The 13,953-nt window shown below is 38.3% G+C and carries 12 protein-coding genes; 4 read left to right on the top strand and 8 right to left on the bottom strand.

What is annotated here, in order from left to right; all coding sequences use genetic code 11:
- Positions 1 to 98 precede the first annotated feature (98 nt).
- The 3 genes from argS to O3633_RS09840 all read left to right on the top strand — a co-directional run bounded on the left by argS (position 99) and on the right by O3633_RS09840 (position 4,320).
- Positions 99 to 1,790 (top strand): arginine--tRNA ligase, encoded by a 1,692-nt coding sequence (argS, locus tag O3633_RS09850; protein WP_371621162.1) that lies wholly within the window; start codon positions 99 to 101, stop codon positions 1,788 to 1,790.
- Between the two features lie 538 nt (positions 1,791 to 2,328).
- Entirely contained in the window at positions 2,329 to 2,577 is a 249-nt protein-coding gene (locus O3633_RS09845; RefSeq protein WP_371621161.1) for a MarR family transcriptional regulator, read from the top strand.
- A 480-nt stretch (positions 2,578 to 3,057) separates the two neighbouring features.
- A complete protein-coding gene (locus tag O3633_RS09840) occupies positions 3,058 to 4,320 on the top strand; it encodes an NRAMP family divalent metal transporter (protein WP_371621160.1) in 1,263 nt (420 codons plus the stop codon).
- 86 nt (positions 4,321 to 4,406) lie between these two features.
- Here O3633_RS09840 and nrdI read toward each other — a convergent pair whose 3' ends face one another.
- From nrdI to O3633_RS09800, 8 genes are all read right to left on the bottom strand, one after another.
- The gene (nrdI, locus tag O3633_RS09835; RefSeq protein WP_371621159.1) at positions 4,407 to 4,874 is read right to left on the bottom strand and encodes a class Ib ribonucleoside-diphosphate reductase assembly flavoprotein NrdI; all 468 of its coding nucleotides are present in this window, start codon (positions 4,872 to 4,874) and stop codon (positions 4,407 to 4,409) included.
- 75 nt (positions 4,875 to 4,949) lie between these two features.
- Positions 4,950 to 5,483, bottom strand: coding sequence for an ABC transporter permease (locus O3633_RS09830; RefSeq protein ID WP_371621158.1), 534 nt, complete (start codon positions 5,481 to 5,483; stop codon positions 4,950 to 4,952).
- Positions 5,484 to 5,545: 62 nt separating this feature from the next.
- Positions 5,546 to 6,832, bottom strand: coding sequence for a response regulator transcription factor (locus tag O3633_RS09825; RefSeq protein WP_371621157.1), 1,287 nt, complete (start codon positions 6,830 to 6,832; stop codon positions 5,546 to 5,548).
- 2 nt (positions 6,833 to 6,834) lie between these two features.
- Positions 6,835 to 8,508, bottom strand: coding sequence for a sensor histidine kinase (locus O3633_RS09820; RefSeq protein ID WP_371621156.1), 1,674 nt, complete (start codon positions 8,506 to 8,508; stop codon positions 6,835 to 6,837).
- On the bottom strand, positions 8,486 to 9,100 hold the full coding sequence (locus O3633_RS09815; protein ID WP_061863454.1) for a YesL family protein: 615 nt from the start codon (positions 9,098 to 9,100) through the stop codon (positions 8,486 to 8,488). Before O3633_RS09815 ends, O3633_RS09820 begins: the two co-directional genes overlap by 23 nt.
- A 137-nt stretch (positions 9,101 to 9,237) precedes the next feature.
- Positions 9,238 to 12,003 carry a CAP domain-containing protein gene (locus O3633_RS09810; RefSeq protein ID WP_371621155.1) on the bottom strand — a complete coding sequence of 922 codons (2,766 nt, stop codon included), beginning with the start codon at positions 12,001 to 12,003 and terminating at the stop codon, positions 9,238 to 9,240.
- An 818-nt stretch (positions 12,004 to 12,821) separates the two neighbouring features.
- Positions 12,822 to 13,160 (bottom strand): Cd(II)/Zn(II)-sensing metalloregulatory transcriptional regulator CadX, encoded by a 339-nt coding sequence (gene cadX / locus O3633_RS09805; RefSeq protein WP_371621154.1) that lies wholly within the window; start codon positions 13,158 to 13,160, stop codon positions 12,822 to 12,824.
- 11 nt (positions 13,161 to 13,171) lie between these two features.
- On the bottom strand, positions 13,172 to 13,786 hold the full coding sequence (locus tag O3633_RS09800) for a CadD family cadmium resistance transporter (RefSeq protein WP_371621153.1): 615 nt from the start codon (positions 13,784 to 13,786) through the stop codon (positions 13,172 to 13,174).
- Positions 13,787 to 13,814: 28 nt separating this feature from the next.
- Here O3633_RS09800 and O3633_RS09795 point away from each other — a divergent pair.
- Positions 13,815 to 13,953, top strand: a 139-nt coding sequence (locus tag O3633_RS09795; protein WP_371621176.1) for a FanG protein, incomplete at its 3' end; no start/stop codon positions are given.

The following is a 13,953-nucleotide window of genomic DNA, read 5'->3' as shown; positions in this document are numbered from 1 at the left end:
ATATCAAAAAAACTGGATATTTCAAAAAAATTCTCTTCTTTCCAAAAAAATGTAGTAAATTGTGTTAAAATAGTAGAAAAGCCCTAAAGGAGCCCTAAATGAATACAAAAGAATTGATTGCTAGCGAGTTGGCTAGCGTCATTGATAGCCTGGACCAAGAGGCTATTTTAAATTTACTAGAACAACCCAAAAACTCTGATATGGGAGACATCGCCTTCCCTGCCTTTACTCTAGCAAAAGTTGAGAGAAAAGCTCCACAAATGATCGCGGCAGATATCGCTGAAAAAATCAATAGTCAAGCCTTTGAAAAAGTCGTCGCTACTGGACCTTATGTTAACTTCTTCCTTGATAAAAATGCCATTTCTGCTCAAGTATTACAAGCTGTTATCACTGAAAAAGAACACTATGCTGACCAAAATATTGGTAAACAAGAAAATGTTGTTATCGACATGTCTAGTCCCAATATTGCTAAGCCATTCTCTATTGGTCACCTGCGCTCAACTGTTATCGGAGATAGCTTGTCACATATTTTCCAAAAAATCGGTTATCAAACGGTCAAGGTCAACCATTTGGGAGACTGGGGTAAACAGTTTGGAATGCTGATTGTTGCCTACAAAAAATGGGGAGACGAAGAAGCTGTAAAAGCTCATCCAATCGATGAACTCCTTAAACTCTATGTCCGCATCAATGCTGAAGCTGAAAATGACCCTAGCTTGGATGAAGAAGCACGCGAATGGTTCCGTAAACTTGAAAATGGAGATGAGGAAGCTCTCGCACTTTGGCAATGGTTCCGTGATGAAAGTTTGGTGGAATTTAACCGCCTTTACGATGAATTACAAGTTGAATTTGACAGCTATAATGGGGAAGCTTTCTACAATGACAAGATGGATGCAGTTGTAGACATCCTTTCTGAAAAAGGACTTCTTGTTGAGTCAGAAGGAGCCCAAGTTGTTAATCTTGAAAAATATGGAATTGAACATCCAGCACTTATCAAGAAATCTGACGGTGCAACTCTCTACATCACACGTGACTTGGCCGCTGCCCTTTACCGTAAAAACGAATACCAATTTGCTAAATCTATCTATGTCGTTGGTCAAGAACAATCTGCTCACTTTAAACAACTTAAGGCTGTCTTGCAAGAGATGGGTTACGATTGGAGTCAAGATATTGTCCATGTTCCTTTTGGATTGGTAACAAAAGAAGGCAAGAAACTCTCTACTCGTAAAGGGAATGTTATCTTGTTAGAGCCAACTGTTGCAGAAGCCATCAGCCGTGCTAAAGCGCAGATCGAAGCCAAAAATCCTGAACTTGAAAACAAAGACCAAGTCGCTCATGCTGTTGGAGTTGGAGCCATTAAATTCTATGACCTTAAAACCGACCGTACAAATGGATATGACTTCGACCTCGAAGCCATGGTATCCTTTGAAGGTGAGACTGGTCCTTATGTTCAATACGCTTATGCTCGTATCCAATCAATCTTGCGTAAAGCCGATTTCAAACCTGAAACAGGTGCCAACTATAGCTTGAATGATCCTGAAAGCTGGGAAATTATTAAACTCATCCAAGATTTCCCACGTATTATCAACCGTGCGGCGGATAACTTTGAACCTTCTATCATTGCTAAATTTGCAATTAGCTTAGCCCAAGCCTTTAACAAATACTATGCTCACACTCGCATCTTGGATGAAAGTCCAGAACGCGACAGTCGTTTAGCCCTCAGCTATGCAACTGCAGTTGTCCTTAAAGAAGCCCTTCGTCTGTTGGGTGTAGAGGCGCCAGAGAAGATGTGATTCAGTACTAACAATTGGAACTAAAGTTCCTAATTGTTAGACGCTAGCCGCTTTTATGCGGACTAGCTAACTGCTTCACTAGTCATGGCCCCTAAATATAATCGATTTAGGGACCACGACGTCGTAAATGAGGCGACTTGCCTAAACGCTTCACTAATTCACCTAACCAAATAATATCGATTTAGTTAGGCTCATGTCGTAGGCTTTTAATCACTTTATTGTAAAGCAGTCTAAGTAACTAACGCCAAATCCTATTCGAACCTTGGCTAGGCGCTTCACTAGTCTTTGGATAGAAATATTATCGATTTCTACCGAAAGAAGTCGCAATCTTAAAGTTACTGTATTACAGAGCGATCTAAGCAACCAATCCTAAACCTCTACGGACTTTTATTTGGTACTAGGGGCGGAGTGCATTACATCTACTATTTTAGATTAGCGATCACTTGCCTAATTTCTATATTGTCATTACTTGAAAAGCGAAAAATCTTTTTCGCTTTTCTCTTGCTATTAATTTCTTTATCACTTAGGGAGAGATTTTATGAGCCAATATGCTTATATTTTAGTTGTCATCAGTCTTGTCGCTCTTTTTCTCATCAACAAATACGAAAAGGAAAAACTACAAAGACTCCTACAAGAGCAACTGTTAAAGGATGAAACTTTTCGAGCAACTATCAAGGAAAAGATTCAAACAACAGAAAATATTAACGATGTCATCGACTACATCAATAAGAGATATCGTTTGGGAATTATGATTTCAAAAGAAATTGTTGAAGACATCAAAAAATAAAAAAAGGATTCGAGATAGTATTTCTCGAGTCCTTTTCTATTTTTTCCTGAGAACTAAAATTCCCACCAGTATAACAATCCCTAGTGATGCCATGGTTCCGTATGCTGACAAACTTTCATCAAGAAATTTCTCGGAGAACTGCAGCAAAGCGATCGCTAAGAGTAGCAAGGCACTGCTAAGCATAATGTCCTTGAAGCTTGGTTTGCGTCTTATATACTTTAAAAATCTATCTAGTTTACTCATTTCCTTATCCATTTCTACTAAGTATTTTTACATAATATCGCTCTATTTATCTTTATCTCTATTATAGCTCACTCTAGAACTAAAGCAAGCACGGTATCACTTTTTCTCTATTTCATTGTAAACTATTTTCACTATTTTCAAAATATTTTCAAAATTCACTTGCTTTTCTAATCATTTTTTTATAGAATAGAGTACATATCCAGATTATTCTGAAAATTTAACAATAGGAGATTTATTATGTCACAAGTTTCTTCGTTAAACCAATCAACGTGGACAAGTAAACTTAAAGCAATGGGACCTGGTATCCTAATGGCTTCTGCGGCTGTGGGGGGATCACATATCGTATCTTCTACTCAAGCTGGTGGTTCTTATGGTTGGTCCCTACTACTCTTGGTCATATTAGCTAATGTTTTTAAATATCCATTTTTCCGTTTCGGTGCTGAATACACTGCTGATACTGGAAAAACCTTAGTCGAAGGTTATGCTGAAAAAGGGAAAATTTACCTCTGGATTTTCTTTCTACTCAATGTCTTCTCTGCTATGGTCAATACTGCTGGTGTTGCTATTCTTTGTTCAGCCATCATCGCTAGTGCATTTCCAATGATTGGACTAAGCATCACTCAATGGTCTCTCATACTTGTGGCAATCATTTGGGCTATGTTGCTCTTTGGTGGCTACAAACTTTTGGACGGTATGGCAAAATGGATCATGTCTGCTTTAACCATTGCAACTGTTCTTGCAGTTATTATTGCTACTATTAAGCATCCAGAGTACAGTTCTGATTTTGTTGAAAAAACACCTTGGCAAATGGCTGCACTTCCCTTTATCGTTTCCCTCCTAGGATGGATGCCTGCACCTATTGAAATTTCAGCCATTAACTCACTTTGGTCTGCTGAAAAGAAAAAGACTGTCAACTTTAATACAGAAGATGCTCTTTTCGATTTTAACGTAGGTTATATTGGAACAGCCATTCTTGCAGTATTCTTTGTAGCACTCGGAGCGCTTATTCAGTATCCTACAGGACAAGCAGTTGAAGCCGCTTCTGCCAAATACATCTCTCAATTTGTAGGTATGTATGCCTCTGTACTTGGGGAATGGTCTCGTTACTTAATTACCTTTATCGCTTTCCTCTGTATCTTTGGAACAGTTATCACTGTTATCGATGGTTATTCTCGTGTTAACCAGGTTTCCCTTCGTCTCCTAGCTAATCAAAAAGATGACGATAGCAAATCTTTGAAAATCTGGATGACCATCACAGCTATCATTGGTATTGTTATTATCAAATTCTTTGCAGGTCAAGTGTCAACCATGCTTCGCTTTGCCATGATTGGTTCTTTCCTCACAACACCATTCTTTGCCCTTTTAAACTATGTCTTAGTGACACGTGAGAACAAAAACCTTCCTTCTTGGCTGAAACTACTCGCTATTGCAGGACTGATTTTCCTATTTGGTTTTGCTATCTTCTTTATCTACGCACTCGCTATCGGAAAAGCAGGTTAGTTTATAAAGTAGCGCCCACCTTGGGTGCTTTTTTGCATATTCAAAAAGCAGTTGAGAACCCCCAACTGCTACATCAAATAATTCTATTAATCCGTATCCAACTCATACAAGTCTGCAATAAGCCCTGCAACCTTCTTAATATCTCCCAGCATTCCACGCATCTCAAAGTCAGCTAGAACGGGGAATCCGAAGCGTTGGCTGTATTGTTTAGCCGTTAAACAGTATTGGTTGTTGAAGTTACGATTGCCTGATCCTACGATACCAAAACACTTGCTGGCATTGTCACCGTAAGCGATAAAGTCCCCTACTGGAGTGGTCAAAATTTCCACATCCCCATTGTCAACTCCATTACCACCTTCTAGATAAGTCGGTAGAAAAGCGACATATGAATTGGTCATCTCAAAGAAATTCTCTCCCTCCTTGACCAAATCTTTAATATGGATCTTTTCCACTTCAATGTTTCCATACTGTTCTAAAAGGTATGCCTTCAGACGTGTTACAAAACTCTCAGTATTTCCACTCAGACTGATATAGACTAAGGAAATTTTTTTCATGCTCTCCTCCTTCTTTTTTGAATTCAAAAAAACAACTACCAAGATTGTATCTTGATAGTTATCCTTTGTCAACTCTTAGGCTAGTGCTTCCTCTTCTTGAGCTTCTGTTAATTCTTTTTGCTGACGCCACATTTTATAGAAGACGATTGCTAGGAAGATAACATTGAGTACGATCCCAAAAATGGCTGAACCTTTGGCACCAAGCTCCGCTCCCATTCGGATATTAGGATCTGTAAAAAGTGAAACCGCATCCTGAACGCCGATAAAGTTGTAGATAGAACCAACGATGGCAACGAAGACATAAGCAAGATAAGTGTAGTTAGCCAATTGAAGGTTTTTACGAATAAGGAAAAACAAAGCTACAACAACTAGAATAACAGATAAGACAACCAAGAGAATGCTGAAGATAGAATGACCATGCTCCGATACCTTAATGGTGTAATCAACAAGCTCCTTAGCATAAGTAGCATTAACACCTGATGCTGATGTTTCTAGATTGCTCATACTCTCCGCAGTAGGTACTGGAGATATGATTCCAAATAGCGACATTGCTGAGAGTAAGGCTGAAAAAATCAGTAATACCCATAGATAGATTGGTTTCTTTTTCATCAAAGCAACCCCCTTATGTTTTTTTAGTTTATTATAGCATATTTTAACAAGCAAAACAAATCCTACAAGTTTGCTTCCACCTGCTTACGGTAGGCCTTAGGAGACTTCCCACATAGTTTTCGAAAGACCTTATAGAAATAACCAACATTACTGTAACCAACCGTATAGCAAATATCCTCAATACTATCATTTGTAGATAGCAAGAGCTGCTGGGCAGCCTTAATGCGTTGCTTATTGAGAAGCTCTGCAAAGGTGGAATTGGTTTCCTTCTTGATCAACTGCCCCAAATAAACAGGATTGATAAAGAGATCCTTGCTGATATCCTTGAGAGAAAGCTCTTTTTGGTAATCTCTACCAATAACTTCAAGTACGCTGACTACATTTTCATTCATTCGATATTGGCCGAAGAAGGATGTTAAGGTTTCCTTAGTATAAGCGACTAAATCCTCAAAAGTTGTAATGGCATGAATGTTCTTGACAATATCTGTCATATCGTCTGCTTTCAAATGTTCAAAAAGATGGAAGACATCCATGACAAACTGGGTAAAGAGCTGCTTGGTAATGGATACCCTTGGTGTATTTTCAAGGACAATCTTCTCAAGCAAGGTCAATTCATCAATAATCTGCTGGAGATTTCCCTGGATGATCACTCGATAAATGGGTTCGTAATAAGAAAAGAGACTTTCAGACTGATCTAAATTGACCGAACCATAAAAGAGTGTCTTTTCAACATCACGCTTCCACTTTTCAAAGTTGGCTTGATAAGGTGCTTCAAAAGGCATGACCAACAAGCCCTCAAATTCCTGATCAGCAAGGACAATTTGCCAATCTTGCCCCAGAACGTAGTAAGGAATAACAAAATTCCCTTGTTTTTCCTTGGAAAGTCCGATCCACCAATTTTCTTTTTGGCTGAGATGAGTCTTGAATGCTTCTTCATCTAGTTGCTGACTCAATATTTCGGGCTCATGAGATTGTTCACCAAGCTGACTGGCAATCTTTTCTAGCAAGCGTTCAAGCTCAACCTTATCGACTGGTTTAACCAGATAATCAACTACATTGAGATTCAGGGCTTTCTTGACATAGTCAAATTCTTGGTAGCCTGAAAGGAGGATATAGTAAGCATTTGGCAACAACTCCTTCATCTCCCCAATCATTTCAAGCCCTGTCTTGTCAGGCATATTGACATCTGAAATGACAATATCTACGGAATGTTCTCGAACGTAGTCCAGAGCATCGTCAGCATGATTGGCTGTTGCAACGACTTCCATATCCCATTTGTCAAAAGGAATCAAACGTTTGAGTCCTTCTGTAATCATGTACTCATCATCAACTAAAAGTACTTTATACATCTTTATCCTTTCTCGTCATTTTGAATGGTAATTCGATAGCGAACACCTTCTTGTTCAACTGATTCTACACTGATGTCATAGCGGTCGCCAAAGTAGAGTACAAAACGCTCATGCACATTGACAATCCCAATTGACTGGCGTTTCCCACTATAATCCACCGTATGTTCAAACGTTCTTTGAGCTAATTTAGCTTGGACTTCTGCCAACTTATCAGCAGGCATTCCACGTCCATTATCGGTTACCAAGATTTCGACATATCCTTCTTTTTTCAAAGCCTTGATACTGATCACATTATCTGTACGTCGATGATCAACTCCGTGGGCAAAATAATTCTCCACCAAGGGTTGGAGGGTGAATTTTGGAATGCGCATTTCTTCCAATCCTGGGTCGATTTTAAATCCGTAAGCAATGGATTTTGGATAACGCACCATACAGAGATAACTGTACTTCCGACAAAATTCCACTTCTTGCTTTAATGTTGTTTCTCGTTCGTCAGAAATGTTGTTGCGCAAGAGACTACTGAATTCGTAGATAATATTCGCTAGTTCATTTTGGTTTTCCATGACCGCGTACATCCGTAGAAACTCCAGAGTATTATACATGAAGTGCGGGTTTATCTGAGCTTGTAAAGCTCGCATATTGGCATCTTTTTGACTCAGTTCAAGTTGATAAATATCATGGATATTTCTCTCCAATCGATCCAACATATCATTTGTCGTCTCAGCGATTACAAGCAATTCCTGGTCTTTTTTCGTGAGATCAATTCTTTTACCTTGCTCCCCTTGCGCAATATCATGGATTGTTTCCACTAGGTCAACAACCTGCGTTTGATACTTCGAAAATGTTTTTTTCAAGGTTACATATAAAATAACGATAAAGAGGAGACTCAAAGCAAGAATAAAAACCGAACTAGAGATACTCCCACTAAGGGCATAATCCCTTGGCACTGCAACCTGAACCTGATATCCATGAGCTGTCTCATCTAACAGCCACTCTTCACGGTCATTTTTTTCACCTAGGTGAAACATTTCCGTTTCAAAAGGAGAGGTAATGCTCACAGCAATTGGGATATTTCCTCTGGTATTGTCAATAGCCTTATAAAAAATATCGGAAGATACAGAAACATAAATAACGCCAAGAGCTTGGTCAGATACGGGATCAGATACGGAAATGGCAAAACTATTGGCATCTGGCTTAAAAGCTTCTGCAAAAACCTTGTAGCCACTACGATTATCCCTAGTCGAAACATAAACTTCTGTCGAGTCTTGCAAGACAATGGCTACACCCGTTACAAAATCATTGCGCACATAAAGGTCATCGATATTTTCATAAATGGATACAGAAATATAGGGTGATGCCTTACGCTCCAGTTGCCAGTAAAAATAATCCGGTGTACTAAGGCTAAAATACTTATAGATTCCCTCGATTCGCGCTTGATTATCTACTAAACTTTGGGCTGAACGCGCTGATTCTCGATAATAATACTCAACCTCACTCACTGTCCGAGTCAAAACTCGCTGGGAAACCTGTCTTGCTTCTTTTTCTCGACTATCCCAGTTCACATAGGAAATCAACAGGGCAAAACTAGCAATGATGACAATCATCACCCAAGTATAGGTTCGAAGGAGTGAATGAAGCCAAAACTGTTTCATCCTATTTGGACGCCAATTTTTCATGAATGCTTTCATAAACCGGCTCCAATAAATCACTAATAAAGAAATGCCACATACCAATCCCTACAAAAATAATGAGGGCTGGCATATAAAACCCAATAATGGCTAACAAGACGCTACCAAGAAGAACTTTAGCCACTGCTGATAAGCTCATAAAAATTCCGATAAAGGCAAGCTTTAAGGTATTTTGATAGGATAAGTCAAAATAAACTTGTAATTTTAGAGAAACTGTATAAGCCAAAAATACCAAGGCTACCAAAAAGATATTTAGAAAGGTTGCTGCCAAATGGATAATGGTCTGATGCGGCAGTTGGATCATGAGATACAAACCATAAATCAAGATCAAGTCAAGTCCCATAAAGGTGTAGAAACTGAGATTGCTTTTAATAAAATTACTCTTGTAAAGAGTCCAAGCCTCTTTAAAACCATAGGCACGGTAAGAATAGCCATGTTCTGCAAATAAACTCATGATAGTCGCACTAGCTGGCGCTATACCAAAAACCACACCTCCTGCTAGTGTCAATAACCAAAAATAAGCCGTTGCAATCATCCCCAAAAAGAAACGATGAAAGACTAGCTCAATAAAATTTCCCACGGTTTGCCTCCAAAAAAATAATCTAGAACTATTATAACATATTTCAAGCGCTCTCAAAAAAGAAGAGGATAGAAAAGGTAGTGAGAGTTTAACTCACTACCTTAAAATAACCTTATAAATAACAGATTTTATCCCTTTTAGCGTTCACGTTTACGTTGAATTGTAAATCCTAAAATCAATCCCAAAATAGTATATCCACCGAGGGCCATCTGACGTTCCACTCGAGAATAACTACCAGTATTTGGCAACTCCTGTTTAGTCGCATCTTTATTTGCAGATACAGCTTCTACACCTTCAATTTCTTTCTTGTCATCTCCTACCACTAACTGTACCTGTTCACTAGTTAGCCTTGACGATAAATCAGATTTTGTAGTTGAAATATTTACATGCATTGGTTCACGAGTGTTGACGACATTTTGATTAAATGTAGGTAATTTTTGAGATGGCATGGCATTCGGTGTAGCAACAGCACCATCATATTTTGGACTTGTCTTGTAACCATTCAAATCAAAGGTTGGCAACTCATCAACAATTGGTGTGTCAACGGTTGTAGCACCAATACCATCTTCATTTTGGGTCACTTTGTAACCGTTCAATTCAGCATTCAAATCAAAAACTGGAAGTTCTGTTGGTATTACAGTTGGTGCGTCAACGGTTGTAGCACCGATGCCATCTTCATTTTGAGTCACTTTGTAACCGTTCAATTCGGCATCCAAATCAAAAGCTGGAAGTTCTTCAACACTTGGTGTTTCACGAGTAACTGCAGAAGCTACACCTGTTGTATCTTGATAGACAGCAAGAGCCTTATCAATTGCAAGAATATCAATCAAACGTTGAACATTAGATTTGGCATCAGAAAGTGCTTTTTGGGCTTGCGCAAGTGCTACTTTTGCGTCTGCTACACGTTTGTCAGCAGTTGCCTTATCTTCTTCAGCCTTAGCCAATTTAGAAGTCAAATTACCCAATTGATCTTGTAAGCGAGCGGCCTTATCACGAGTCTCGATCGCTTTATCGATTTCACCTTGGATAGCTGCTACGCGATGAGCCAAATAATCAGCATAATCTGTAGCACGGTCAGCTGCAACTTTCTTTTCTTCAAGAGTTGCTGCAGTTGCTTGGGCAGCTAACTTAGCAGTCGCAAGAGTTGCAGTTGCCTTGTTCAATTCGTTTGTTGCAGTTGTAATAGCCGCAGCACGTTGTTCTTGACTACGTGTAGCCGCTGCCAATCGACCCGTCAAGGCTGTTTGACGTGTCACAAGGACATTGCGTTCACCTTCTTGACGAGCTTTAAGAGCTTTCAAGTCATTCAAGGCGCTTACGAGTGCACTGTTATCACCTTCTTGTTTGTGAGTTACAAATACAAAATGATGGTCCGCAAGGAATTTCATTTTGCGACCGTAGAAGGTTGGGTTAAGTGCATCGTCTTTGAAGTTGTTGTAGTTATCCCAGAATTTCTTGCTAGATTCACTCTCTTCTTCAATATAAGATGTACCATCTTCGTCAGTTGAATATGTGCTACCTGTATGAGCATTGTTTTCAAATGCTGCATAACGGAATGTGTTGTTAGAACCCACAATATTAGCGATTGCAAGCCCCATTTTACCACCCATTGGCACTAGAAGTCCACGACGGTGTCCGTGACTAGCACCTCTGACATTCGTATAATCATCATACCAGTTGAGCAACATATCATAGGCCAATGTTTCATTGGTTACGATGTTGTTAAAGTTGATAAATCCATCTTCTGTGGTTGGGTCATCACCATATCCATAAATAATATTTTCAAGACCGTTTTCGTTTTTGTTCCCTGGCTCAGTTAATACTGTTTTATGGCTCAACTTGTCGTTACGTTGCATTTCATTAGCACGTTGTTGAGCATAATCCAAGTAAGCGTCGTCCACTTGCATGTTACCTTCAACACCATTTGCTTCACGCAATTCGTTGAGCATTTTCACAAACGCTTGAGATAATCCACGATTGTCCACTTTATAGCGGAACACTGGACGTTTCTTAAATGTATGATTCACAACGTCATATGGCTCATTACGGTAGTCTTCAAGTGCTTTTTGGAAGTTCAACATATCTTGAGTCGCTTCGATTTCGACAATTTTGACACCTTGGAAGTTAACAGGTTCCATTGTTGGGTTACCTGACGCGTCTTTTGGCGCATTGTCACGGTTGTGTTCGTAGTCCATGAGGTTGTCATGCGCTACTGCATTACGCTCAGATGGGTTCAAGTCAATCGTTTTGATAACTGGTTTGTAGTTATCCACTTCTTGTTGCTTCGCGTCAATACGGCTAGTTGTTGCAGCAATTTGTGCAGATTTCGCAGTCACTTGACTATTGACATCATCCAATTCGGTTTGGATTTCTTTAGGGTCTTGGCTAGTTGTTGCAGTTGCTTGATTCAAAGCGGCTTTCTTGTCTTCGACAGTTTTCTCAGCATCTGTGACAGCTTTTGTAGCGTCATCATGCGCACCTTTAGCGGCTACTGATTCATCTTTTGCAGTTTGCTCAGCAGTTTTTGCATTTGAGAGTTCAGTATTGAGTTCTGATTTTTGCTCAGTTTTAGCCTCAATTACCTTGTTTTGTTCTTCAACAATTGCAGCTGCGTTTTGTGCGGTTTTGATATCTTCTTTGACATCTGTAACAGCTTTTGTAGCAGCTGATAGTTGGTCTTCAGCGACTTTCACATCGGCAGTCTTTTGGTCAACTGTTAATTGTGCAGATTTGGCAACCTCTTGAGCCTTAGTCAAATCTTGACTTGTCACTGCTGCTTTTTGTACGGTTGTTGATGTGGTAGGTTGTGTAAGCTCGTCTGCTTGAACAGTTGTATTAACAACACCAGCACCGACAAGAACAGAAGTTAAACCAGCACCTAATAAAATATCTTTCTTTTGCATATATTCTCCTAGTATAAAATTCAAAATGATTCAATTCCACATTATAACCTGTTCTCCAAAGAGAAACAAAGTTCGATATTATAACTCTCTCATTATCTGTTTTCTATAATCCTATGATGAGTCCTTGTCTCTAATAATTGAATTGTCTGAATAACAGATTGATTTTGTTCAGCCGAAATGGCCTTGTTCGAATCCAATACTGTTTTTGAAACTTGAAAACAATGCCCAAACATACAAAGCAATTCTTCCCTACTATATTCATTCATATTGGTTTAATATTCCCCTATGGCCATAATCCGATTTTTGAGTGTATTTATCATACAACTATCTATTATATTCCCCCGAAATGGCTTTGTCAAAAGTTACCTATTACTTTTAATAAAATGTTTTATTGCCCTCTCTCTAGATTTTTGTTATCTGATAAAGATAGATATCGAATGTGTCACAATACTAAAAACTGATCAAAAGAGGTGTTAAAAAATAAAAAAGTTTCTTTTAAAAATTATTCTTCAAACTCATTACTTTTAGTTTCAATCGCTGTCAAAGCAGATTTTATTGCATGAAATTCATCAATCCATTTAAGAGTTTAAAACATATAGTTAGATAAACCACCACCTAATTTTTAAACAACACAAAAACACTCTAGGCAATATGACTAGAGCATTTTTATATGTATTGATTCGTATTGAATGCTTACTTCACTTCTATAAAAGATTAAATAATTTCTATTTTAGCTGTTAGAAACGTTGGTACATCAATGTTTTTAGAATGCTACATAATAAAAGGTAGAGTGAATGGTAGAGTAGTAAAAATAGTTGTTATCCTAGTTGATTAAAAAAATCTCTGATTTCCTCATCTTTTATAAAATAATATATAATTTTCCCCTCTCTTCTAGTATCCAAGATGTTTTGATTGGCTAGTTTACGAAGATGGTGGGAGGCAGATGCCATACTGAGATTTAGTAAACAGGCTATATCGCAGACACAGAGTTCTTCAACAGCAAGGAGATAAAAGATGATATTTATCTGTTTATTATCGGTAAACTTTGATAAAATACGAAGTGATTTTGGGACTTTTTCCTTTTCAAGGTAGTTCGTTGCGGTTGTAACATTTTGTTGATTTATAACATTCACTTGGCAGATACTATCTTTTTTCATAATTTTTTCTCCTAGCCGAACACAGTCCTTAGCATGTCAAAGCTGTTGTTTTCAATCAGGATATACATCCCCAATCCTAAATAAACAACGGCAATAAACCATCTGCTATATTTTTCCAAAGTTTCTCCAACAGAAGGGACTTGTGCCAATTTTTGGGCAGAAAAAACCAAGAGATAAATCAGGACTAGAAAGGTAAGTAAAGCCACTATCAAATTCGCTAAATTTAAGGTAATAAAATATGGGACAAAAACACCAATATTGTCAGCACCACAACTTGCAAAAGTAATCATAGCGACTAGAAAAATCAGGTTTTTATCATCTTTGCGCAAACCATCTTTTGCAATAGCTTCTCCATCAGAATCTCCTAAAAGCAAAACTTTGAGTCCTAGGAAAATTGGAATCAAACCGAGCAAACCTAAAATCTCTTTACTAGGAATATAATTTAAGACAAATGCAAAAAGCAAACTTAGCAATATTAGACTAACAGAGCCTAGAAATTGTCCTAAATAGATGTTAATGATGTCTTTTCTGCTTTTTCTTTTGGCAAAAAATAACATTAGGATAATAAGTAAGTCTACGGCTGTCCCAGAATACAGGATTATTGAAGTAACAACATTTTGAACCATAAAACACCTCGTTCAAATATATTTTTGAATGTATTTTAACATTAAACTTTGTAGATGTCAACTTCAGCTCCATCAAAATATAGATAAGAAGGTAGTGTACCAAACATTAAAAAGCCCTGCCATCGAAATGATAGCAGGGCTTAACTTCAATATCCAGATGATATATT

Origin of the sequence: Streptococcus sp. 27098_8_22 (assembly GCF_041432415.1) — a bacterium.
Classification (GTDB): Bacteria; Bacillota; Bacilli; order Lactobacillales; family Streptococcaceae; genus Streptococcus; species Streptococcus pseudopneumoniae_M.
This window is presented reverse-complemented; position numbering and strand designations above follow the sequence as displayed.